Annotated in this window: 26 protein-coding genes; 5 read left to right on the top strand and 21 right to left on the bottom strand. The window is 42.3% G+C overall.

Translation table 11 applies throughout. The features are described from left to right. Positions 1-59: 59 nt before the first annotated feature. The 14 genes from LEP1GSC185_RS17085 to rpsF form a co-directional block, all read right to left on the bottom strand. Entirely contained in the window at positions 60-1,148 is a 1,089-nt protein-coding gene (locus LEP1GSC185_RS17085) for a TolB-like translocation protein (protein ID WP_008592667.1), read from the bottom strand. Further along, complete coding sequence (locus LEP1GSC185_RS17080) at positions 1,145-2,401, bottom strand: nicotinamide-nucleotide amidohydrolase family protein (RefSeq protein WP_008592776.1); 1,257 nt, start codon at positions 2,399-2,401, stop codon at positions 1,145-1,147. The genes LEP1GSC185_RS17085 and LEP1GSC185_RS17080 overlap by 4 nt, the downstream gene beginning before the upstream one ends. Next, the gene (gene argS, locus LEP1GSC185_RS17075; protein WP_008592784.1) at positions 2,398-4,164 is read right to left on the bottom strand and encodes an arginine--tRNA ligase; all 1,767 of its coding nucleotides are present in this window, start codon (positions 4,162-4,164) and stop codon (positions 2,398-2,400) included. Before argS ends, LEP1GSC185_RS17080 begins: the two co-directional genes overlap by 4 nt. Before the next feature lie 20 nt (positions 4,165-4,184). Next, positions 4,185-4,442, bottom strand: a complete 258-nt coding sequence (locus LEP1GSC185_RS17070) for a hypothetical protein (RefSeq protein ID WP_008592434.1) — start codon at positions 4,440-4,442, stop codon at positions 4,185-4,187. Further along, positions 4,435-5,208, bottom strand: a complete 774-nt coding sequence (gene recO, locus LEP1GSC185_RS17065) for a DNA repair protein RecO (protein ID WP_008592565.1) — start codon at positions 5,206-5,208, stop codon at positions 4,435-4,437. The genes LEP1GSC185_RS17070 and recO overlap by 8 nt, the downstream gene beginning before the upstream one ends. After that, positions 5,181-5,600: an rRNA maturation RNase YbeY gene (gene ybeY, locus LEP1GSC185_RS17060; protein ID WP_415857740.1), complete on the bottom strand. Its 420-nt coding sequence runs from the start codon at positions 5,598-5,600 to the stop codon at positions 5,181-5,183. The genes recO and ybeY overlap by 28 nt, the downstream gene beginning before the upstream one ends. 64 nt (positions 5,601-5,664) lie before the next feature. Next, positions 5,665-8,073 carry an HD family phosphohydrolase gene (locus LEP1GSC185_RS17055; protein WP_008592080.1) on the bottom strand — a complete coding sequence of 803 codons (2,409 nt, stop codon included), beginning with the start codon at positions 8,071-8,073 and terminating at the stop codon, positions 5,665-5,667. Continuing rightward, entirely contained in the window at positions 8,073-9,041 is a 969-nt protein-coding gene (locus LEP1GSC185_RS17050; RefSeq protein ID WP_024864053.1) for a PhoH family protein, read from the bottom strand. The genes LEP1GSC185_RS17055 and LEP1GSC185_RS17050 overlap by 1 nt, the downstream gene beginning before the upstream one ends. 4 nt (positions 9,042-9,045) lie before the next feature. After that, entirely contained in the window at positions 9,046-10,851 is a 1,806-nt protein-coding gene (gene aspS, locus LEP1GSC185_RS17045) for an aspartate--tRNA ligase (protein WP_008592312.1), read from the bottom strand. 108 nt (positions 10,852-10,959) lie between these two features. After that, positions 10,960-12,282, bottom strand: coding sequence for a replicative DNA helicase (dnaB, locus tag LEP1GSC185_RS17040; RefSeq protein ID WP_008593036.1), 1,323 nt, complete (start codon positions 12,280-12,282; stop codon positions 10,960-10,962). A 12-nt stretch (positions 12,283-12,294) separates the two neighbouring features. Continuing rightward, complete coding sequence (gene rplI, locus LEP1GSC185_RS17035; RefSeq protein WP_008592149.1) at positions 12,295-12,759, bottom strand: 50S ribosomal protein L9; 465 nt, start codon at positions 12,757-12,759, stop codon at positions 12,295-12,297. A gap of 10 nt (positions 12,760-12,769) precedes the next feature. After that, on the bottom strand, positions 12,770-13,084 hold the full coding sequence (gene rpsR, locus LEP1GSC185_RS17030) for a 30S ribosomal protein S18 (protein ID WP_008592731.1): 315 nt from the start codon (positions 13,082-13,084) through the stop codon (positions 12,770-12,772). A gap of 18 nt (positions 13,085-13,102) precedes the next feature. Continuing rightward, the gene (locus LEP1GSC185_RS17025; protein ID WP_008592888.1) at positions 13,103-13,543 is read right to left on the bottom strand and encodes a single-stranded DNA-binding protein; all 441 of its coding nucleotides are present in this window, start codon (positions 13,541-13,543) and stop codon (positions 13,103-13,105) included. Next, positions 13,536-13,811 carry a 30S ribosomal protein S6 gene (gene rpsF / locus LEP1GSC185_RS17020; RefSeq protein WP_008592451.1) on the bottom strand — a complete coding sequence of 92 codons (276 nt, stop codon included), beginning with the start codon at positions 13,809-13,811 and terminating at the stop codon, positions 13,536-13,538. The genes LEP1GSC185_RS17025 and rpsF overlap by 8 nt, the downstream gene beginning before the upstream one ends. Before the next feature lie 318 nt (positions 13,812-14,129). On the opposite strand from rpsF, the gene LEP1GSC185_RS17015 reads away from it, so the two are divergent. Both LEP1GSC185_RS17015 and LEP1GSC185_RS17010 read left to right on the top strand, forming a co-directional pair. Continuing rightward, on the top strand, positions 14,130-14,408 hold the full coding sequence (locus LEP1GSC185_RS17015) for a FitA-like ribbon-helix-helix domain-containing protein (RefSeq protein WP_008592560.1): 279 nt from the start codon (positions 14,130-14,132) through the stop codon (positions 14,406-14,408). Next, complete coding sequence (locus tag LEP1GSC185_RS17010) at positions 14,392-14,796, top strand: type II toxin-antitoxin system VapC family toxin (protein ID WP_008592337.1); 405 nt, start codon at positions 14,392-14,394, stop codon at positions 14,794-14,796. Before LEP1GSC185_RS17015 ends, LEP1GSC185_RS17010 begins: the two co-directional genes overlap by 17 nt. Here LEP1GSC185_RS17010 and LEP1GSC185_RS17005 read toward each other — a convergent pair. From LEP1GSC185_RS17005 to purU, 4 genes are all read right to left on the bottom strand, one after another. Next, the gene (locus LEP1GSC185_RS17005) at positions 14,793-16,013 is read right to left on the bottom strand and encodes a CapA family protein (protein ID WP_008592999.1); all 1,221 of its coding nucleotides are present in this window, start codon (positions 16,011-16,013) and stop codon (positions 14,793-14,795) included. The two genes, LEP1GSC185_RS17010 and LEP1GSC185_RS17005, sit on opposite strands and share 4 nt — an antisense overlap. A gap of 64 nt (positions 16,014-16,077) precedes the next feature. Continuing rightward, positions 16,078-17,544, bottom strand: coding sequence for an SBBP repeat-containing protein (locus LEP1GSC185_RS17000; RefSeq protein WP_232298460.1), 1,467 nt, complete (start codon positions 17,542-17,544; stop codon positions 16,078-16,080). A 106-nt stretch (positions 17,545-17,650) separates the two neighbouring features. Further along, positions 17,651-19,057, bottom strand: a complete 1,407-nt coding sequence (locus tag LEP1GSC185_RS16995) for an SLC13 family permease (RefSeq protein WP_008592627.1) — start codon at positions 19,055-19,057, stop codon at positions 17,651-17,653. A 38-nt stretch (positions 19,058-19,095) separates the two neighbouring features. Further along, on the bottom strand, positions 19,096-19,959 hold the full coding sequence (gene purU / locus LEP1GSC185_RS16990; protein ID WP_008592512.1) for a formyltetrahydrofolate deformylase: 864 nt from the start codon (positions 19,957-19,959) through the stop codon (positions 19,096-19,098). Between the two features lie 255 nt (positions 19,960-20,214). Here purU and LEP1GSC185_RS16985 point away from each other — a divergent pair, with 255 nt between their 5' ends. From LEP1GSC185_RS16985 to LEP1GSC185_RS16975, 3 genes are all read left to right on the top strand, one after another. Further along, on the top strand, positions 20,215-20,622 hold the full coding sequence (locus LEP1GSC185_RS16985; protein WP_008592749.1) for an Hsp20/alpha crystallin family protein: 408 nt from the start codon (positions 20,215-20,217) through the stop codon (positions 20,620-20,622). Positions 20,623-20,633: 11 nt separating this feature from the next. Continuing rightward, entirely contained in the window at positions 20,634-21,029 is a 396-nt protein-coding gene (locus LEP1GSC185_RS16980; RefSeq protein ID WP_008592159.1) for an Hsp20/alpha crystallin family protein, read from the top strand. 88 nt (positions 21,030-21,117) lie between these two features. After that, positions 21,118-21,459 (top strand): DMT family protein, encoded by a 342-nt coding sequence (locus tag LEP1GSC185_RS16975; protein ID WP_010515410.1) that lies wholly within the window; start codon positions 21,118-21,120, stop codon positions 21,457-21,459. Between the two features lie 42 nt (positions 21,460-21,501). On the opposite strand, the gene LEP1GSC185_RS16970 is transcribed toward LEP1GSC185_RS16975, so the two are convergent. Genes LEP1GSC185_RS16970 through LEP1GSC185_RS16960 form a run of 3 tightly spaced genes read right to left on the bottom strand, consistent with a single transcriptional unit; the run spans position 21,502 to position 23,472 of the window. Next, complete coding sequence (locus LEP1GSC185_RS16970; protein ID WP_008592658.1) at positions 21,502-22,110, bottom strand: SCO family protein; 609 nt, start codon at positions 22,108-22,110, stop codon at positions 21,502-21,504. Continuing rightward, entirely contained in the window at positions 22,107-23,141 is a 1,035-nt protein-coding gene (locus LEP1GSC185_RS16965) for a multicopper oxidase domain-containing protein (RefSeq protein WP_008592516.1), read from the bottom strand. The genes LEP1GSC185_RS16970 and LEP1GSC185_RS16965 overlap by 4 nt, the downstream gene beginning before the upstream one ends. 16 nt (positions 23,142-23,157) lie before the next feature. Continuing rightward, positions 23,158-23,472: a phospholipase gene (locus LEP1GSC185_RS16960; RefSeq protein WP_008592468.1), complete on the bottom strand. Its 315-nt coding sequence runs from the start codon at positions 23,470-23,472 to the stop codon at positions 23,158-23,160. Positions 23,473-23,488 lie beyond the last annotated feature (16 nt).

The raw sequence follows: 23,488 nt of genomic DNA, 5'->3' as shown, positions 1-23,488 counted from the left end.
AATCTGCTTTCTCAGCGACTTAGCGCCTCTGCGTGCCAATAAAACTGCGTCTCTAAAACCTATCTATGTAGCTCACGATAAAGAACAATATCGGATCCGCCTTCTAGGAATGCTTCTCCAATGCGGCCCGAAGAATAAAAACGAAATGGCTTTTCTCCGGAGCGTATCTTTTCTTCTTTCAGGATAAAACCATTCTCATCCAAGAAGAACAAATTGCCCTCCCATTCTCCAGCAAACCAAGCTCCAGAATGGAATACTGTCTGGTAAACTGACTGTGCCTTGTTCCGATTTTTTTCGAAGAGAACTTTTCCCGATTCGGAATATAAGGTCAATTTATCGGAGAAACCAGCAAGCACTCCACCATTATCAGAAACAGCAAGATTTACTTTGTATGGGATCACTCTTCCCAAATTCCATTCTTCCGATTCAGAGCCGTCTCTGTCGTAGACTCGAATAAAGTCTCGATTGTTTTTCAAAAAGTGAACTGCGATTTTTTGGCCATTTGCGGAAATGGAAAGGCTTTTTGCAAAGACCGGCTCCTTTTCTCCTAATTTTGTTTCGAAAAGTTTTTCTCCCTTTCCGTCTAAGAGAAATAATTCCCCGCCTGAAAATAAAACGGCGGTTTCTCCATTAGAAATTCCTTTTGGAGCAAAGGAGATGTCGGTTAAAAATCTACCGTCCAATTTCTTAGCACCCAACGGATTTCCATTGATATCGGAAACCAAAACCTGGTTATTATCCCCGGATAAAAATAGGACTAAATTCCCGTCGGGATGAATACGAGGATAACTTTTGTAATCCTTGGTCCAAAGAAGTTCTCCTGCTTCTGAAAAAAATTCCACAGAACTTCCGATCTTTTTATACGCTAAATATCCTTTCGCTCTGAGCGGAAATTCTATCCGGTTAGAATCGTCGATCAGGATAGATTCACCCCAAGGAATTCTGATATAAGAAGTTTTCGTTTTATATCCGTTAACGTTCCTTTCCGGATCAAAGTCACTACGTGGATCTGGAAAGCTAGCTAACTTAGATTCTTTGTTCCAATACCAGGTTTTTTGTATAGTTCTCGCCGGCTCGTATGGATTCCCTAAAAAATAATAAAACCCTAGAAAGATCACTAAACTTAGGGCCAAAATCCTATAGATCATACGAGTTTCCTCAATCGATTGTACATTAAATAAAGAGAAGTAGCGGCCACTACCTCTCGGAATAGCTCCCTCTTAAAAGGAAGAAAGAGTTCCTTTACTTCCGTTTTTTCGCCCTTAATGTGGGTTCCTATAAATACAGTCCCTACTTTTTTTGTAGGAGTCCCTCCACCTGGACCGGCAATGCCGGTAATACTGATTGCCAGATCAGTGCCGAGTATTCTTGCTCCGTTATCCGCCATTTCGGTTGCAGTCTCTTCACTCACTGCTCCGTGAGCTTCCAAGGTTTCTTTTTTGACGCCTACTATATTTTCTTTGATCAGATTGGAATAGCTGACTACAGACCCCAAAAAATACTCCGAAGAACCGGCACGATCCGTAAGTATCTTAGCCGCAAGTCCGCCAGTGCAACTTTCGATCGTCCCGATAGTTAGCTTCCTTTCGGAGAGAAGTTTAGGGAATTCTTCGAATAAGTCACCTGTGCAAAGTCCGCGGTATTTTTCTTTTGTCTTTTGGATCAGTTCTTCTACCAAACTTTTGTCTTCTGACTGGTAAGTGACTCGGATAAATCCTTTTTTTGCGGCGACTCCCCAAACCGCTTTTCCCTTCTTTAATTCTTCGATATCTATTATAAATTCCTGTTGGAATAACGATTCGCTCATTCCCCAGATAAACAGAAAATCAGAATATAGCTGGCCTGAATGGAATTGTTTCTGGATAAGAGGGACCAATTCCTCTTTGAACATGGTCACCATTTCGGAAGGAACTCCGGGCATACACGCCAAGTAAGCGCCTGGTTGGAGTTCCGACCAAAACCCGGGAGCAATCCCTACCGAATTATTCAAAACTATGGAATTAGAGGGGATAGAAACCTGACGCAATGCGGTGGTTAACGCTTCTTGGAAGCCCTTTCCACGAAGGCGATACAATGCCTGGAGCCTATCGTGGGCTTTTTCATTTAGCACAGGTTGCGAAGAAGTGAGTTCACACACTACTTCTAAAGTATAATCATCTTCCGTGGGTCCAAGACCACCTGTCATCACAAGAAGGACCGGATTTTCTTTAGAGGCTCCGGAAGCTAAATTTTTTAGTTCATCGGTGATTAGTTTGGGATCATCGGGCAATACAATGAATTTTTCGGTAGAATATCCTAATCCGAAAAGTTCATTAGCGATCCAGGAAGAATTTGTATCTTGGCTTCTTCCTGCAGTCAGCTCCGAGCCTGTGGAAATAACTGTGACTCTAGGAGGATTCAATTTTCTTTCTCCAATCTTTCCGGAGCGGAAACTCCAAGCAGCGCTAAACCTTCCGCAAGTACAATGCGGACTGCTTGGCAAATTCTTGCAAGCCCTAGTCTTGTAGACTCGTCAGAATCTTTAAGTCTATTATTCTTTGCGATATAGAATTGAGTGAAAGCCCTTGCAAGATTCTGCAGATAATTTGCGATCCGATGAGGCTCCAAGGTCGCAGCAGCATCCAATACTTCTTCCGGAAAACGAGAGATCCAAAAAAGAAGCCTCTTTCTCTCTTCAGTCATTTCAAGATTTTCTAATGCTTTGGCATCCGAGTGTGTTCCTACTTCCCTAAAGATAGAACAAACCCTTGCGTGAGCATATTGAAGATAGAATACCGGGTTTTTATCGGACTCGTCCTTAGCCAGATCAAGATCGAAATCCAGAGGAGAATCTAGGGACCTCATAGTGAAAAAATAACGTGCAACATCCTTGGCATGTTTTCCCAAATAACCCAGAAGATCTTCCATTGTCTGGAATTCTCCCGCACGTTTACTCATCTTCATTTTTTGGCCGGCCATAAGAAGATTCACCTGTTGGGCGATGATCACTTGGAAATTTTCTTTAGGATAACCCAATGCTTGGACAGCACCTGTTAGTCTTGCAATATAACCGTGATGATCCGGCCCCCAGATATCTATGATCTTCTCATAACCTCTGGAAATTTTATCATTATGATAGGCAATGTCTGCGAGAAGGTAGGTAGGACGTCCATCATCCCTGACGACCACACGATTTTTATCGTCTCCGTAGTCCTCAGATCTGAAGATCTGTTTTCCTTCTTCTTCAAAAACCTTTCCGGATTTTTTCAGGTTTTCCAATACTCCTAAAACTTTACCGGATTCGTGAAGAGTTGTCTCGGAAAAGAATCGATCGAAGTTTACTCCGAATAGATCCAGATCTTTTTTTTGCCAGATCAGATTGGATTCGACAGTCCAGCGGGAACATTTTTCGGCAAGAACCGAATATTCCTTTTTGTCGAGATGCGACTTGATCTCTTTTTCGGTATTCGGATTTTCTAATAATTGTTTTGCAATGATATTGAGATAATCTCCCCTATATCCTTCTGCGGGGATCACATTCTGAGAAAGTAGTTCTTCAATGGATCTTCCGTCGTCTGCATTCTCTTGGATGGAAGAAGATTCCCCCAGAGTTTCCCTGATACGCACCATTGTAGAAACCCCGAGCAAAAACACCTGGTTACCGTAATCGTTTACGTAAAATTCCTTATCGACGGAATGACCGACTGCTTTAAGTAGATTTGCAAATGCTTCTCCGGTTGCAGCTGCTCTTGCGGACACGATATTCAAAGGTCCGGTAGGGTTCGCACTTACGAACTCCAAATTTACTTTTTTAGGATTTTCTAATTTAGGAAATATATCGTTTTTTTGGATCGTATTTTCCGAAAACCGGATCAAAAAAGAAGGAGATATCCTGAAATTCACAAAACCGGGAGGAGTGAAATCCACCTTCTCGAATAAATCCGTTTTTGCCTGAAGATAACCTACAAGAAGCGCAGCGGAATCTAAAGGTTTTTTGCCCAGCAGTTTGGAATTTTCCAAAGCGAAAGAAGTGGAATAATCTCCGAAGGATTCCTCTCTGGAATATTCTATCCTTATCCTCAGATCTCCAAAAGAAACGTTAGGCGCTTCTTTTTCGCAATAGAGTTTTACTCCTTCCTTTAAAGCTTCCAAAACGATTTGTTTAAGAGTATCCGTTTCTTTCATTCTGTCTTTTGTAGTAGTTCCTATTTTTTAGGGGAATTATGATCCCAATCAGGAAACAACCTTTTGTTTCCGATCAGTTTCCAACTTTTATCCAAGGCCCCGAGAACCAGATTTTTCTCCCTTAGGATACATTCAAGATATTGGCAATTTCTGGATACCTCTGCGATTACCGGACGAGGTGGGATATCCTTTTTTCCCCATCTTTCCTGAAGAACGATCAGAAAGATCAGCCCCACGGTATAGATAAGTAGAAATATGGTTTTAAAAAGTTTATCCAAGATTTTCCCCTAAGGATTCGTACAACATAGGTTCCGATTTAAGTCTTTTTCCAAGGAGCGGTTTTAAGGCCCGGTTGCTTAAGCTATCCGCCTCCTTCAGGAGTTCAAGGGAAATCTTTTTGTCCTTTAGGTCTCTGTATCGCAAGGCCAAACAATCTTGGACGAATAATACGAGTCCGTACTTGTCCGGCTGGGGATTTCCGCAATCCCCACAAACTATTTCGAAATGTGTCTCATCCAAACTACAGGAGTGGATCTCTGATAGATTTTTTCCACAACTCGCGCATTCCATTTCCTTGGACAAAAAACCGCCCACATACAGTAACTTCAGTTTGAAAAAAGGCAAAAACACCGGCTTATAACCGTCTTCGTCCAATTCTTTCAAGGCCCCCAGAAGAAGTTTAAATTCCATGGGATGAGAACCTCCTTCGGTTAAAAAGGAAGAAACAAGTTCTACGAGATACGAAACCAAAACGGTACCTGAATATCCTGTCTTTGCCTTATCGAATCTTCTGATTAATCCTATCTCTTTTACGTTAAACGTTTCTCTACCTTGGGTAAAATAATAATCCAGCACAGTTAATGATCCCGGTTCTACCGCCGCGATGGGTCTCGTTTTACTTTTTTTAATACCTTTGACTCGGAAACTTCCCACTTCCCCCTCTTCAGGCAGGAGTCGTAAAAACGCGTCTCCCTCGGGAAGGATACGGCTTTCCATCACAATACCTGTGGTTTTTTTTAAGGCCCCAGGATTAGATCCAGACATAGATCCTCCTTCTCCTTCATCAGAGCCTCGTCTTCTTCTCCTCGTTCATGATCATAACCGATCAAATGTAAAAATCCGTGTACGAATAATCTGAAAAATTCATCCTCTTCGCTATGACCTATACTCTTAGCTTGGGCTTTACAGGTATCCCAAGAGATCACGATCTCACCTAAACTCAAGATCGGTCCGAAATTCTGTTTTTTATTGGGGGGAAGTTCCCAAGGAGTCTGATCGAAACTCAAAGGGAAAGAAAGAACGTCGGTCGCATAGTCCTTCCCTCTTCGGACACGATTCAATTCTTGGATAGATTCGTCGTCGGTCAGGACCAAAGAAAGTTGGGTATTTACATTAGGAAAAGAGAATGCACTTAAAATTTTCCAACGAGATCCCAGAGACGATTCGGATAACCAAGGTGGAAGAGAATTCGGATCGAAATCCGAGGAGAACTCGAACAATTCAGTGGCTCTTAGGGGTATGTTTCCCCAGTATATTTTTATTCTTCTCCTCTAACGCTTTTGTATCCTCAGGTTTAGGATATTTAGGTCTAGAGTGAAGACTAGAGAGAAGAACTTCCTTAAAGGAATGTTTTACAACTTCCAGATCTCCTAAAGTAAGTCCGCATTCATCCAATTGGTTTTCCGCCAATTTTCCGTTCACAATCTTAGTGATAAGAATATCTAGGGCTTCAGGAGTTACTTCTTCCAAGGATCTACTCGCAGCTTCCAGACTGTCTGCGATCATCACGATCGCTGTTTCCTTTCTTTGAGGTTTAGGTCCTGGATATTGGAAGTCCGCTTTTTTCAATTTTTTCTTTTGAGAAGGAGAAAGTTCCGCTAGAGCCTTATGATAGAAGAAAGCCATGGTGGAAGTCCCGTGATGCTCCGGAATAAAATCGATCACTTCCCTAGGAAGCCTAGCCTTCTTAGCCATCTCTATCCCGTCCAAAACGTGATCGATGACTATTTTTGCGGCTTTAGCTGGGTTGTTCTTATCAATGTTTTCCTTTTTAGGGATCAAGTGTTGGTTCTCTACGAAAAATCCTGCGTTAGGTATCTTACCTATATCATGGAAATACACGCCAACTCTAGTCAAAAGCCAATCCAGTTCCAAATTTTGAGCCGCTCTTTCAGACATTGCGGCCACTAAAAAAGTATGGGTATACGTAGAAGGAGCCTTGGTCAGCAGATCCTGAAGTAATGGATGCCCAGTATCCGCAAGCTCTAATAACTTAAATCTGGTAGGAATATTGAATACATACTCGTAGATAGGAAGAAGCAGCTGGGTCAGAGTAGAACATACGAATCCATTCACTAAGCATAATAAATATAATCTGAATATATTGGACTCCCAAAGGTCCCTAAAATGGGAACCTGACGGAACCGCTACCCAGTAATTCCTGGAATCGAACAAATATCCCGACGAAGAGATCAGCATTTGAACAAGTGCCATATAGAATCCGGCCTTGATAAAATCGATCCTCTTTCTCATTTTTCTTCCGTAAGTAGCCGCAACCACAGTCATTACGAAGGCAAGAATGAAAGAAGTAGGATTGTATCTAGAAGCGGCAAATACGAAGAAGGATAGGAAAAATCCTATCGCAATCGACAATTGTTCGTCATAGATCATCGACAAGATCAAACAAACCATTCCGGTCGGGATCACAAGCGCAAAATAAAAGACTGAATCGTAACTATTCTCAAAACTGAAGAACGCCTTAGATGCCAGGTAAGCCCATAATACCAAGGACCAGATCAAAGTGAACACGATCACATTACTCGAAACATCGTTCAATCGTTTCGGATTATACTTCTTCAAGAACGCATATACGATAATCACAAAAATGGATTGAATAAGAAGAATAGAAATGATGGACGCAATGTTCGCTCGAGTAGCATAACGGTTCACTATCAACAATTTCTGATAGATATCGGGAGTAATGATCTCCCCTGCTTTTACAATAGTCTCTCCAGCGTTGATCCGGCTACTTACAGGCTCCGTTCTGTCCATGACGGCCTGTTTCTGATTTTTGGTTTCTTCCGCATTAAAAGTACAAGCGGGGTTAGAATACAAATAAGTTAATGCAAGTTTTTGGATCACGGAAAGTAGCTGAGGATCCGTGGCCTGTAATTTTTCCGCTGCCAGACGGTTCAAAGCATCTACGGTCGCGCTATCTCTATATAGATACATTCGAGGGATCACGAGCGTTCCTTCGACAGAAGAGATCTGTTCCTTATTTCCGCTCGCTCCAGAATTACGGATTCTCGCCTCAGCGGAACGGATCGCGGAGTAATCCGCAGGCTGGTCCCTTAAAATACAAAAATTAGAAAAAACTAAATTACTATATTGTTGAACGAGATCCCTAACTCTGGACTTCCCGGGGGTCTTAAGTAGGAGTTCCAACTCTTCCTTGGATCTGTTCTTCCATCTAGGAACTGCCGCCAATAATTCTGCGGAAGTTTTCACTTCTCCGGTCGGTTTTGGTTCCCTATACTTCTCCATATCCTCTTGGATCGCAGGTCGAATTACTTCTATTAGAACTCTATAATCTCTATCGAAAAAATTCGGCGCGGATTGGAATGCTTTTAGCCTTTTGGCCTTCGTTTTTTCTTCGTCTTCGTAAACAATATCTTTAGTTGAGACAACCTTATCCAAAGCATTCTTGCCTTCCGAATAAGGACCGTCTTGAGAAAGATTAATTTTGTCCTGACCAAAGAACGGGATCGCGAGCATCCAGGTTACGATGATCAAAGTGATCGCCGTGAGGATTACTTGGAATTTTCTCACGAAAGAAATCGGACGGATCTTGGTCAAAGTATCCGTGATCCAAGCCATTCCTCTTTCTAAAAGTGATCCCAAGGGAAACATTACAATTCCTCAAACTTCCTAACAATGGTCTCTACCAGAGGGTGTCTCGTGATATCTTCTTTTCCGAAAAATACCTGCCCGATCCCTTCGGTTTGTCTGAACAAGTTTACCACACGATCGAAACCGGATCTACCATGTTCTAGATCGATTTGGGTCACGTCCCCGGAGATACACATTCTGGAATTACGCCCCAAACGGGTCATAATCATTTTTAGTTGAGCCAGAGTACAGTTTTGGGCCTCGTCCAAAATGATAAAACTTTTGGAAAGCGTCCGTCCTCTCATGAACGCGACTGGCGCGATCTCTATTTTAGTAAGTGCTATATACTCTTGGGTTTTTTCAAAACCGATACATTCATTCAAAGCATCATATACCGGACGAAGATAAGGATCTACTTTTTGGTTCAGATCCCCAGGCAAAAATCCTAGATTTTCTCCGGCTTCCACTGCGGGCCTAGTTAAGACGATCTTATCTACGATCCCATTCTGTAAAAATCTACAGGCCATTGCAACTGAAAGGAATGTTTTTCCGGTTCCGGCGGGCCCGATCCCGAAAGTGATCAAATTATTTAAGAAAGATTGAATATACTTTTCCTGGTTTTTCGTCCTGGAATAAAGATGTTTTCCCTTGTATGTGGTGAGAATCTTTTCGCTAGGTTTGAACGGTTCGTCATCAGACTTACGCTCTTCCTTCTTCTTTTCCCGAGTGGCTTGTTTCAGAAGATAACCGAAATCAAATTGGTCCGTAAAATCACGGTCCGGCCGGTCGCGATAATTTGTTTCCAATAATCTGAAAAAATCCAAAGCGAATTCCACCTTTGTGGGAATTCCTTCCACTTGGAAACCGTTCCCTCTAGGGATTAGATCGATCTCCAATTGTTTTTCCAAATTTCTGACACCCGTATCGTTGATCCCGCAGATCTTACGATACAGGTCTTGGTTTTCGAAAGTAAACTGTTCTTTCCTGATACGATTAAACCTTTATTAACCTAAGCTTCAATTCTTGGAGCTGTTTCTCTTCCACTTCAGACGGACATTCGCTCATCAAACAAACACCCTTTTGTGTTTTAGGGAATGCGATCACATCTCGGATAGATTTTCCGCCGGTCATCAGCATCAAGATCCTATCGATACCGAATGCAATCCCTCCGTGAGGAGGTGCCCCATATTCCAAGGCTTCCAATAAGAAACCGAATTTTTCTTTAGCTTCCTCCGGTCCGATCCCCAAAGTGGAGAAGACTCGAGTCTGCACATCTTTGGAATGGATACGAATGGAACCTCCACCGATCTCAACCCCGTTCAGCACCAGATCATAGGCTTTTGCAAGTGCGTTCCCAGCTTCTTTCTGGAGTCTTTCCTCGGAAGAAAAAATTTCCAAACTGGAATCTCCAGGAGAAGTGAACGGATGGTGCAAGGCATCCCAGCGTTTGAGGTCCTTGTTCCATTCGAACATCGGAAAGTCCACGATCCAGGAAATATGAAAGCTTCCTTCTGCAGGTTTGTCAAATCTTTCCGAAAGTTTCAGACGAAGAGCGCCTAGAGAATGGTTTACAATCTCTCTTTCGTCGGCTCCGAAAAAGATCATGTCCCCTTCTTTAGAGCCTACCGCGCTCGCAATTTTGGAAAGAGCTTCCGGAGTGAATCTTTTTGTAATAGTAGATTCCAATCCTTCTGCCCCGTGTTTCATGTATGCAAGGCCTTTTGCTTTATAATCTCTGTTCAACCAAGCGGTTAGATCTTCTATCTCTTTTCTGGAAATCACAGAACCGCCCGGAACACAAACCGCTTTTACGACTCCGCCGTTTGCAACCGCACCTGCAAATACTTGGAAATCTGAATCTTTTACGATTTCGGAAACATCCACCAGTTTCATTCCAAAACGAAGGTCCGGTTTGTCGGAACCGTATTCCTCCATGGCTTGTTTATAAGGCATTCTAGAGAATGGACCCTTGAAATCCAGACCAAACACATCCTTCATCACTTGGGAGAATAATCCTTCGATCTCGGAAAGGATCTCTTCTTGGGAAACAAAAGAGAATTCCATATCCAACTGTGTGAACTCAGGCTGTCTGTCTGCCCTTAGATCCTCGTCTCGGAAACATTTTACGATCTGGAAATATCTCTCCATTCCACCAACCATCAGTATCTGTTTGAAGATCTGAGGAGATTGAGGAAGTGCGTAAAATGAATTCGGGTTTAGACGGGAAGGTACCAAAAAGTCGCGTGCACCTTCCGGAGTGGATTTGTTCAAGATCGGAGTTTCTATCTCCACAAATTTGCGTGAGTTTAGATAATTACGAATTGCGAATACGAACTCATGGCGTTTCAACATCCTGTTTTTGAGTTCATCCCTTCTGAAATCCAAGTATCTATATTTGAGTCGGTTTTCTTCCGAGATCTCTTCGAACTCATCCAAGGAGAATGGAGGGGTTTTGGCTTGGTTCAGAATGATCAGTCGATCTACCACAAGTTCGATCGTCCCGGTTTTCATCTTAGGATTGATACTTTCCGCATCACGTTTCCTAAGCTTTCCTTGGACTGCGATCACATACTCTGAGCGGATCTTTTCTGCCGCAGTAAAATGCTCCTCCAGGATCTCTTTACGTAATACTACTTGCAGGATCCCGGTTCTGTCTCGGAGATCCACAAAAATGACCCCGCCTTGGTCCCGGAATCGGAAAGACCAACCGAATAAAGTGAGAGTTTTACCTTCTTGGGCTTCGGATATTTCTCCCGCCCAGGCTCTTGATCTATAACCTTCTAAAATCCAATCTTCCAAAGAAATTCCAGTTCCTTATTTAATAATATAATAACTCGATTTCGAATATTTTTCGAAAACAGACAAGCAAGCAGCAAAAGTGATGGTCCTAGGATCCAGTCCGCAGGACTACACGTTATCAAATCTGGAAAGTTCAGGTCGGAAGGCAAGTGGAAAAGAACCTGTTGGTCCGGACCTGTTTTTGGCGATGATGATCTCCGCCATTCCTTTCATTCTAGGATCTTCCTCTTCGTCCTTACCCTTCTCTCCACGATAGATGAATGTAACAATATCCGCATCCTGCTCGATCGCGCCCGACTCTCTTAAGTCCGCGAGTTGTGGTCTTTGGTCCTTGGATCTTTGCTCTATGGATCGGTTCATCTGAGAAAGTGCGATCACCGGACATCTGGCTTCTTTTGCCATCTGCTTGAGCGCCCTAGATATCGAGGAGACCTCTTGTTGTCTTCCCCCATCCCTATTTTTCGGATCGTTCATGAGCTGAAGATAATCGACGATGATGAGGCCAAGATTTTCGTTAGTAAGAAGTTTACGAACCCTTCCCTTAAAATCGTCCACACTCAGCGCGCCGGAGTCATCTATATAAATAGGAGAAGATGTTACCTTGATAATTGCATCGATCAATTTAGGCGCATCCGACTTGGTCACTTCGGAACGTTTTAATTTATTGGATTCTACCTGAGCATAGGAACAGACCAGTTTGAGTAGAAGCTCCATTCTACTCATCTCTAAGGAGAAAATGACCACAGGTCGGTTATGAATTAGAGCCACATTGGATGCTATATTCAAAGCTAAGGTAGTCTTACCGTTACCAGGTCTCGCAGCCAGGACCATCATCTCGTATTCTTTTAAGCCGGAAGTCATCTCATCGAACTGGGTAAAATTAGTTCTAAGACCTTTGATCTGGCCCCTACTCTCCATGATCTCTTTGATATATTCGGAGAGAGCCGCCTTGTCCCCGGAAACAGGAAGAAGTCCTTTTACATCCGCAGATCTGGAGACTTCTGTAAGGCTCTGTTCAATTTGATTGAATACAGACTCGTTTTCGCCCGGCTCTTTCTGGATCAGCTCCAGAGCATTCATTAATAATTTAGAATATTTTCTTCTTTCGGAAAGACGTTTGATCCTTTCCGCATAATAACCCAGTGGATGGGAAACCACAGAATCCTTATAGAGAGAATAAATGTATTCATATTCTCTTTCAGGATCTTTGAGTAGTGAGTTTTCTTTTAAAAAGTTTAGGACGGAAACCGGATCTACAGCGGTCCTTTTGTCCACAAGGTCCAGGATTGCCTTGTAAATTCTTCTGTTTGTGTCTTGGTAAAAATCCTCTGGAACGAGAGGAATATCGATTAGATTATCCGCTCCTTTAAGAAGTAGGAATCCGAGAAAAGATTTCTCGGATTCCAGTTCAAACAAGGAGTCGGCTTGCATTCTTGCTCCGGCTTACGCTTCGGTAGAAACGGCTTCTTCTTTCTTCACATGTACAGTGATAGTTGGGAGGATACCTTCTGCAAGACGCACTTTTAATTTATAGGAACCTAGGTTACGGATAGGCTCAGGGAATTCGATCTTACGTTTGTCTAGTTCGAATCCTGCGGTTTTTAACAAAGCTGCTACATCAGCAGGAGTTACCGCTCCAAAAAGTTTATCCCCACCTCCGGTCTTAACGGAAATTTCGAACTCTTTTCCGTTCAGTCCGCCGGATATGGATTCCATATCTTTTTTGCGTTTTTCTTTTTTAAGGTCCGCAAGTTTCCTTTGGTGAAGAGCCATTTTGGTCTTACCTTCGGAAGCTCTTACAGCGAGTCTTTGAGGAAAAAGATAATTACGAGCGAAACCGTCCGCAACTTCCTTAACGTCTCCAGCGTCTCCTAAGTTAGAAACATCTTTTTGTAATATTACTCTCATTAGTTTCTCCTTAGTTTACTTTGAACGGTAGAAGACCGATGCTGCGTGCTTTGCGGATCTCTCTTGCGAGTATTCTTTGATACTTTGCAGAAGTTCCGGTAATTCTTCTTGGAATAATCTTACCACGGTTTGTAATAAATCTTTCCAAAAGTTCGGTGTTCTTATAATTAATCTGTTTAGCAAGTTCAGGGTCTGCAGTAAAACGGCAAACTTTCTTCTTATACTTGTTTTGTTTTTTAGGGGGGCGTCCTCCTTCTTGGTCTAAAGGCATGCCCTCAGCAGTAACTTCCTGCTTTAATTCTTCTTGTGTTTCATTATCTGACATGATTATTATTTATCCTCGTTAAAAAGGTATATCGTCGTCCATCGCAGAACTTCCCATATCATCTTGAGCAGATGAATAAGAAGAAGATCCGCTATTAGCAGAAGAGCCGTACTCTCCGCTTCCATTCTCCCTTGCACCACCTATCATCTGGAAATTTTCCACGACGATACGAATGCGGGAGGCCTTCTTGCCTTCCATGGTTTCCCAGGTATCCTGCTTAAGGCGTCCCTCGATCACGAGTTGTTTGCCTTTTTTGCAGTATTGCTGGATGATATCCGCGCCTTTTCCCCAAGCCTCGCAGTCGAAAAAATGAGTTTCCTCTTTTTTCTCTCCGCCGGTTACATAAGTGCGACCGTTAGCTAAGGAAAAATTCACAAGAGAAGTCCCGTTTACGGTTTTAAATTCCGGGTCACGGGTCAGGCGCCCAACAAGGGTCACCCGATTGATATCGTTAGCCATTGAGGCGGACGATCATAGAGCGCAGTAAATTTTGGTTCAGACCAAAGTCACGCTCTACCTTTTCTAAGGCGGATTGTTCTGCATTCACTTTGAAGTGAGTGAATATTCCGTAGTCTTGGTGTTGGATTGGATGCCAAAGTTTTTTTTGACCCCAATCTTCTTCTGCGGTCACGTTGATGGAATGCTTTTTGAAGATCTCAAGGACCTCAGTTTTAGCTACTTCCTTCGCGGTGGAACGCGTGATTGTAGTAATCTCGTAGTTTCTCAAAAGTTTCTCCTATGGGAAAATGCCCGTCTGCGCAAATGCGGCGAGCAGAAGAACCGAATTTTGTCCTATTTTCGGCTTTGGGGGCAAGGGGTCAAGTGGAATAGATCTTGGCATCTTAGCTCCCAAAATGGCGCTAAGGCGTAATTGGAATCAATATTCCGATGACCTTCTTCATTTCTAATTCCAATTTTATAAATCCATTCTTTGACTCTCCAAAAATGCGAGAGAAATGTCTTTTCCGTTTTAAGTCTCCATAATTCATGAATTCTGCTTTCAATTTCATGAAACTAGCCCACCATTTTCTGGGAGGTTTAGAATATGGCAAACTTACAAGTCAGGGACATAGACGACAGACTCTACGAAGCATTAAAAAGGAGGGCAGAAATGGAACACAGATCCGTAAGCCAAGAAGTAGTACTTCTAATCGAAAACTATTTAGCGCACGATAACAAAGAATCCGAACGTAAGACCTTGGGTTTCTTGGAATTATCAGGTTCCTGGGTGGACGACAGAAGTCCGGACAAGATCGTAAAGGATATACGCTCCTCTCGAACCAAGAACACTTTAGGAAAGGATGCAGATGAGCTATTTGATTGATACGGACATTATCATCTATAGTTTAAAGGAAGATCCGATCGTTCGGCAAAATTTTTTGGACCGTAAGAACTCCATCAAATCGCTTTCCGTAATCACTTATGGAGAATTGATCTTTGGAGCCCAGAAATCCACCTACAAGGAAAGAAATCTGGCAACCGTCCGAAGAATTGCCGAACTTTTTCCAGTGATACAATTGACCGAAGGAATTATGGAAACATATGGAGAACTCAAGGCTATCCAACAGAAAAAAGGAAATACTGTAGAGGATTTCGATCTACTCATCGGGTCCACAGCTTTGTATTTGAATTATACCTTAGTTACGAATAACGAAAAACATTTCCAAAAAATTCCGGGCCTAAGAATGGAGAACTGGGCATACGTGACTTAGTCTAGCTCCACCCAACCTCTGTCCCCATCGATCCGGACCTTAGTGCCCAAGTCTTGGGAAAGGACCGCGATTTCTTTTAAAAAACTCTCAGCTTCCTTTCCTTCCAGTGGTCTGACCAAATGATCCTCATTTTGGAATTTCCCGAAAATAGGAACAAGCTCAATATTGATCAATTTGCTTTTTTTAATATGGAGTATTACGATTAAGTTATGGTTTAAGTAGGCGTTCCTACTTCCGAAGATCAGGTTTCCTAAAGAATAAAATACGATCGTGTTACCTATCTTTTCGATACCTTGGGGAATATGAGGGTGATGTCCTACTATAATATCCAATCCACCGTCGGCCAAGGTCTTTGCGATCTTTCTCTGTTCCATCGTAGGAAAAGGAGAATACTCCACTCCCCAATGAAGAGAAAGTATCCTGAATTGTTTTCCGGTAGATATTGTTTTTGATTTTTTATCTTTTTTAGGACCGCGAGATCCGTTCCTAATTGAATTTAATTGGAATTTTTCTATCTGGAATTTTTTTAAGATCAGTTCCGGATCCAAAGGCATAACACCGGGACTTTGCCCTGCATAATGAGATCTACCTTCCGCTACATTCGTGGCGGAATAAACCCTAAGATAAGTATCCTTCCCTTCCCAGATCCAGGGACGAAAAGCGAATTCTAAATTTTTTCCTGCGCCGATAGAAGCAATATTTCTATCGCCTAAAAACTTGAGAGTTTCTTCCAATCCTTCCAGACCATGATCCATTGCATGATTGTTTCCCAGAGAGACAAGATCCACTCCTAAAAAACTCATACTCTCCAGATCGGATTCTCTCGCTTGGAAAACATAAGCCTTGCCGTGATCCCAACTTTTTTCGGATACTACCGGGGTCTCTAAATTTAAAACTCTCAGGTCTGCACTTTCAAAAACGGATTTTAGTCCTTTGACAGGGGCCAATTCTCCTTTGGACTTGATTGTGTCCCGGATCCCCCAGTTAAACATAACGTCTCCACCCAACAGGACCTTTACTACTTCGGGGTCTTCTTCCTTTCCGAATAACTTTTCTATTTGGGTTCCGATCTTATCTACGATATTTGTCTGTGGTTCCGGAGGTTTTTCAGATCCGGCTGGATTTTCCGGAACTCCAGCACACGCAAACAAGAGTAAAAACGGAAAATAAAAAAGGACAGGAATCGAGTAAATGAATTGTTTTCGGAAAAACTGCATGTTTCGGGACAGTTTTAGGTCCCGATTCGTTTTCGGAAATAAAATACTGAAAAAAGAAAAACCCTTACAGAGATTCTTTAGAAATAAAAAGGCTATTGATACCGTTAACAGGGTCCAATATACTTAGAAGACAGGAAGTATAACCTACTACAAAAAAAGAATCATTCATACCCAGAACTACATCTTGGGCATGGACCTCACATTTTGTGACCTCTTCCATATATTTCAAATTCGACCAGACTAAATTCCCAGCTGTGTCAAATTTTGCCGCGAAAGCGCTATTTATCGAATTACTAAAAAGTATTTTTGCCGCAGAGATCGTTCCAGCGATATACGAATTCCCATTTGGATCGACAGTAATTCCGAATCCTTGGGTTTCCGCTCTGAAAAAATCGGAATAGTCAGGATTTCCAATAAGTCTGGTCCACAACTTGTTTCCATCTTTATCGTATTTTACTATAAAAGTATCAGTTGTTCCGATAGGAGTTTGACCATCTAGCTCTCCAGAAGTAATCCCCACTATGTAAATATTTCGATCCGGATCTAAACCAACATCATTTGCAACGGAAATTTGACCCGGAACACCTAATAACCGGACCCAAAGTTTATTTCCATCCGAATCATACTTGATCAGAAGAGCATCCTCAGTCCCTATCTCGCTCTGATCATCAAAACCGCCTTGAGCAGCTCCCACAAAATAGATTTCTCCATTCGAATCTATCGTAAGGTCTCCTGCGATCGATTCATGATTATCCGGATTCGTATTGCGGGCCATTCTCGCCCATACTCGGTTTCCATCCGGATCATACTTGACTATAAAATGACCGTCATGTCCTCCTGGATTCGTTTCGCCGAAAAATGTATCCGCATTCGTAGTACCGTTAACGTAAATATTCCCCGACTGGTCGGAGGTAACGCCTCTACCTGCGGAAGTTCCAAAATGAAAATCAGTGTTACTCCCTCCACCAATCATTCTGGTCCATTTTTTATTTCCGTCCTTATCATATTTTGATAAATAAGCGTCTTGGTATCCGATTTTATTCTGCCCATCCAACTTCTCTACAACCGTCATTCCTGTACTTAAAACGTTTCCATCCTTGTCGGTTTTTACAGCGAGACCGTAAGTACTTCCTTTAGAGAAGTCTTTAGGGCCTCCTCCCAAATGCCTGATCCAAAGTTTTTTGCCCTCTTCATCGTATTTTGTAATATAAGAATCCATTTTGCCAAGCATAGGTTGCCCGCCCAAATTTCCTTCTGTGAATCCGGTCGCGACTATATTTCCGTCGGGATCTGTACTCGCTCCAGTTGCGAAAGTAGTGCTGCCAAAAACCCCTAAAAATTTAGGCCAAGGTTTTTGGGGACCGGAAGGAGACTGAGTAGGCGGCTGCACAAAATCACTGAAAGCGAGAGCTAACGCAGATGTAAGATCAGGTTGATTTGATCCGGTGCAAGAAATAGAAAGAGAAGAAACTAAGGAAATCTGGAATAAAACTCTTTGAAAAGCGGGACACATGCACGAAACAACAAGCAACTAACTTGTATTTCCAAAATTTTCATCTAATCCGCGTTAGGATCATTCCTGTTTTTTTATCGTTTATTCTTAGATAATACCCTTTCAAGGCAATTTCAGCACAAGCTCACTGAAAGATCAAAAATCCCAAAAGGACCAGAACCAGTCCCAAAAGTCCGATCCTCACACCCACTTTAGCCATATCCTTGATCTCAAAACCTCCTACGGCATAGGCCACGGCATTCGGAGGAGTGGATACAGGTAACGACATTGCCAAAGACGCACCTAACGCAGATCCTAAAACTAATTGGATCGCATAAGATTCATTTCCAGGAAGTAATAATGCTGCGACGGGAAGGGCCAATGGAACTAAAAGATTTGCGGTGGCAGTATTGGATAAGAACGTAGAAAGAAAAAGTCCGATCGAAAAGAAGATACCAAGCACCCAAAGACTTTCTCCCGGGCCTGCTTGTTTGCCGATCAATTCTCCGAACCATATCCCTGCCCCGCTTTTTTCTATCCCTGTGCCTAGAGCGATCCCTCCTGCAACTAAGATCAAAACATCCCATTCCAAAGAACGTAAATCATTGGATTCTAATATTCCAAACGAAGTAAAAAGAAGAAGCGGAAATAAAGCCACAACTCCTGCAGGAATTCCATGAAATGATTCGGTCAACCATAGAAGTACCGTACACAAAAACCCAAACAAAACAAATCTGAGCTTTTTCTCCGAACCTTCTTCCGAAATAGTTTCATAACGAAGAGAAAGTGTTAAACCATCGCTTGCAGGAAATGCGCGTAGAAGCCAAAGCCAGGCTGCAAAAAGTAGAATGATCAAAAGTGGAACCGCAACAAACATCCAGCTCCCGAAAGAAATATAATCCCCATATCCCTGATTTTTCAAATTAGCGAATGCGATCACATTCGGCGGAGAACCGATCGGAGTTCCGATCCCCCCTAAATTCGCTGCAAATGGGATCCCGATCAGGACCGCTTTTCTAAATTTTTCATCCTTATCCAAGACCATCAGCAATGGGAACACTAAAGCGATCATCAAAGATGCTGTGGCGGTATTACTCATCCAAAGGGAAATTGTCGCAGTAATACACATGAGCCCTAGTAGAACGTATTTTGGGGAAGTCCCGAAATAAGGCAAAACCCGATTTGCCAACCAACGATCCACCCCTACTTTTACACAAGACTTAGCTAACGCAAAACTTCCTAAGAATAGGACGACCGCTGAATCGGCAAGCGACGCTAAGAACACAGCTGGTGGATTCGGTTTTCCAGGCCCTGCGTATTGTTTCAAAAATTCCCATTTACCCGGATTCGAAAAAAGGATGATCTCGGCAAATATGATCAGAATAGAAGTTGCGTGACCCGGAATAATCTCGAAGATCCATAATCCTGCAGCAATCAGGAATATAAAAAACATTGCCCCGACGGGCTGAGGAACATAACCGTAAAAGGAAAACACCGGAGGAATACAAGCTAACAGTAAGGAAAAAATAAAGCCTAAGTATTTCAATTTCATATATGTTCTAAAAACCTAATATTATAGTAGTATATAATCTATTCGAAAATGACCGTTCTATTTTGAAAGATCATCACTCTATCTTCCAAAAGTAGACGTAGAGCCTTAGACAAGACTACCTTCTCCAGATCTCTTCCGTATAAAACCAAACGTTCAGGAGAATAACCGTGGTCCACATGACAGACGTCCTGAACTAAAATAGGTCCTTCATCCAAATTTTCAGTCACGATATGAGCTGTCCCGCCTATGATCTTAACTCCGCGTTTATATGCTTGTTCGTACGGTTTCGCCCCGACGAACGCAGGTAAAAACGAATGATGGATATTTAATATACGATGTTCCCATTTTTTTACGAATTCGGGAGTGAGTATTCTCATATATTTTGCGAGAACTATCCAATCCGGTTGGAACATTTTCAAATAAGAATCCAGTCGATTCTCATGTTCTTCCCTACTCAATCCTTCACTAGAAATACAATGAAAAGGAAGTTTAAAATCCCGTACTAAGTCCCCTAAAACTTCGTGATTAGAGACTACACCCAAAAGTTCCATGGGCAATTCTCCATATCTCCAGCGAAGAAGAATATCACCCAAACAATGAGGCTCCTTGGTGGCGAGTAAAACCACTTTAGGAAGTCTTGGGTTCGATAAAGTAAGAACTGCGTCTTTCGGAAGGATTTTTGCAAGTTCGGAAATCAAACCTTCTTCTTTAGCGTCGTTCTCCAAAGAATATTCAGTTCTCATGAAGAATACTTTCTCCAGCGGTTCCACGAACTCCTGGTTCCCGACTATATTGGCACCGATATTCGCCAAAAAGCCGGTGATCCGATGGATCAGTCCTGCCTCATCTTTACAACGGATCAAAAGTATTCTGTTCTTTTTCAGATTGGGCTCCGGGTTCAAAATTTCTCCTTTCTGGTCTGAAAGAAATGCCTAAGAAGTCTAAAATTTCGGCTAATCTTACTTCCGAACCGGAAATGGAATATCTTCTTTTTTGCTTCCAAAAGCCTGTTTTGGGCAAGAATCGACCGGATTTGGGCCCTTCCCCCAATTAGCACTCTTTTTAAAAAAGTGCTAATTTTTTAAAAAATAGTTGAAACCTTTTTTTATATTTAGCACTCTATATACATGAGTGCTAAATATGCCCAGGAGGCGATAATGAGAACCCCAAATTTTTTTAGCGAAGTCAGAAGAATTCAAAATAGATTCCATAATTTATTCGATCCAGTCTCAGAAGGTGGACAGGTTTATCCTGCTCTAAATGTCTATACGGACCAAGACAAGATCTCAGTAACTGCCGAGGTTCCGGGCCTTTCTCCCGAGGATCTGGACATCACTGTGGCTCATAACCTTCTTACCATCTCAGGCGAGTGGAAGGAATACACACAAGATAGGCCGCGCAGAATAGAGAGAGCCAGAGGCAAATTCCAACGCAGACTAGAACTGCCGGTAGCAGTAGATTCTGAAAAGGTAGAAGCATCCGTAAAAGACGGAGTTTTGACCTTAGAGCTTCCAATTCTAGAGAGCGAAAAACCAAGAAAGATCCGTATCGAAGCAAAGGCATAAGGAGAAAAAAAATGAGCGTATCAGAATTACTAAAAACAGAAGATAAATCGGCAACAGAACAGGAGAAGATCCAAAGACCGAGACCGACTTATACTCCTTCTACAGACCTTTATTCCAATGAAGAAGAACATCTACTAATTCTGGATCTTCCGGGAGTAAAAGAGTCCGATCTGGAAATTTCTTTAGAGAAGGACGAGCTTAGGATCTCCGCAAAAACCAACATTTCCGAACCTAAAGGAAACTTAAGGTATTCGGAGTATGGGACCGGAGATTATAAAAGGACTTTCCTTGTATCTGAACCTGTGGATGAAGAAAAAATTTCCGCAGTTCTTAAAAACGGGGTCCTACAACTCAAACTCCCTAGAAAGAAACCTTTAAGCAAAAAGATAGAGGTAAAAACTAACTAATTGTTTTTCAGCAAATCCTTACTTGTAAACCGGGCTTTTGGTCCGGTTTTTTTTTGCCTCCATTCTTACTTTCGAATTTCCTGGATTTATGAGGACTTTTCTATTACTTACACTTTCCAATTTATTCATGACCTTTGCTTGGTACGGTCATTTGAAGTTTTGGAAGGATGTTCCGATCTGGAAGACTATTCTGATCTCTTGGGGAATTGCTTTTTTAGAATATTGCCTTATGGTCCCTGCTAATCGGATCGGTTATGCGGAAGATGGCTTAAGCGGTTTCCAACTCAAGATACTACAGGAAGTTATAACTATCACCATTTTTGTGGGATTTGCAATTTTAGTTTTAAAGGAAAAAATGAAATGGAATCACGCAGTAAGCTTCTTTCTGGTGATCCTCGCAGTTGTATTCGCTTTTTATGATAAAGAATAATATCGTGCAGAGCTCACGGTAAACGCAGAACGTTTTAAAAGATCATAAGAGCTCCTTGATCTCTTTTGCAAGTTCCTCTCCCTTGATCCCAGTCGGATAGGCTCTTAAGACATTTCCGGTTTTATCTACCAAATAAATGAAGAGAGTATGATCCATTCCATATTCTCCACTCGCTTGCGGATTTTGCGTCTTCTGAGAGAACACTCCGAATCCTTTCTGCAATTCTCCTATCTGGTCCTTTCCGCCGGTCAAAGCTACGAGCTCTTTTCCGGGAAAATGAGAGATATATTTTCTTAATACTTCCGGGGTGTCCCTTTCAGGATCGATAGTGATAAAGACGGGAGTGACATTTTTAGAATCTTCTTTTAAGGATGTAAATGCGTTCTCTATATCGTTCAATGCCATAGGACACATATCGGGACAATGAGAGAATCCGAAATAAACTACGAACAAATTCCCGGGCAGTTCCGCCGGGTGGACGGATCTTCCTTCCGTATCCTTTAGGATTGCCGTTTTCCATTCCGCTACCGGAGCTTCCGAGGCGAATTTAGAAGAAGGTTTTTTCTTCATATAATATCCGACACCGAAGCCGACCCCAAGGATCAAAAGAGAATAAATTATATTTTTATAATTCGATTTTAAAAAATTCATACTGCCACTATCCAACCCATTGCTCCTCGATCCGCCATATGTGTTTGGTGAGGATGGAACATGTATCTTCCTCGTTTGGTAAGAGTAAATTCCACAATCGCTCTTTCCGTCTGGCCGAGTGTGATCACGTCGGTATGTTCGTCAGGCACCAATTTGGTTCCAGTCCTATATACATCGAACGTTTGAGAATGAAGATGAAAAGAAGCTATCGGATCATGTTCAGTCATATTTGCGATATACAGTCTTACCTTTTTTCCTACAGGGACTTTGATCGGAAAACGATCGTAAAATCCTGCGATCCCATTCCAAGCATATATATCGTTTCTTCCAGACTCGTTTAGATCCCAACCTGCAAGTATTAACATAAACTCTAACGCAGGAGGTCTCCCACCGGGAGGATCCACTATGAATCCCCCATACAAACCTTTGGACATATGGCTTGCTAAAGGAGGAACATGGCAATGATAAGGATGAAAACCGATCGGACCTGCAGTGATCTTGTATATTTTTTCTGCACCCGGAGCGATAGGTTCCCAACCATCCTGCTGAGGATCATGAGTACCGTGAAAATGGACTGAGTGAGGATGATTGGAGTGATTTCTAAAAAGAAGTTCCATCTCCTGGCCAAGTCTTGCACGGATCACCTTGCCAGGAACAACACCGTCGAAGGTCCAGGCATCCACGACAGTATTATGAGCCACAGTTAATGGCATTTCTATAATATTAATCTCTGAGCTGAACTTAGAGCCGGAAGGAGCCTGAGGTATGTTAGAATGTAATTCCATCCTAGATAAGAACGCAGAGTCTGCGAACATAGGAGGATGGATCATACTTCCGTAGGAATTCCCACCTATAGATCCTGGTAGTCGGATAGAAGGATTCGGCGAAGAAGATGTCTGCCCAAGAACGGAAGATCCGGTCCTACAAAGCGGATCCTCTTTTTTGCCCGAGGTAATTCCGGCGATCCCGGTTCCGGCTGCGAGTCCGGCACCGCCTATTCCTAACCAACGAAGGAAATCCTTCCGATTCATATTACTTTTCCGTCTATTAGAATCTTGCGATAGTGGAGATCAAGAGTGTTAAAATCAAAAGACCGATCCCACCATACACAAGGCTGTTCTTTGCCCAAGAAGGTATTTTAGAACCGCCGACTATATGATAAGCTCCCGCCCCGAATAAAGGAACAAGAATGATGGCAGCAGTCCATAAACTTCCTTTCTTGGCGTCCACATCTTCCCTTTTAGACAAATCTATCAGAGCTAAAGGCGCCCATAGAGCGAATAAAATGTAGAAAATATAGTATCCGTAAAAGTTGAAAAGTAAGGTAAAAAATCCTGGATCGTAAAATTGAGTAGTTTCCATAAAAACTCCTTATAAT

The organism is Leptospira licerasiae serovar Varillal str. VAR 010, from assembly GCF_000244755.1.
Lineage (GTDB): Bacteria > Spirochaetota > Leptospiria > Leptospirales > Leptospiraceae > Leptospira_B > Leptospira_B licerasiae.
The sequence above is the reverse complement of the archived record's forward strand: the minus strand, read 5'-3'. Positions and strand labels throughout refer to the sequence as shown.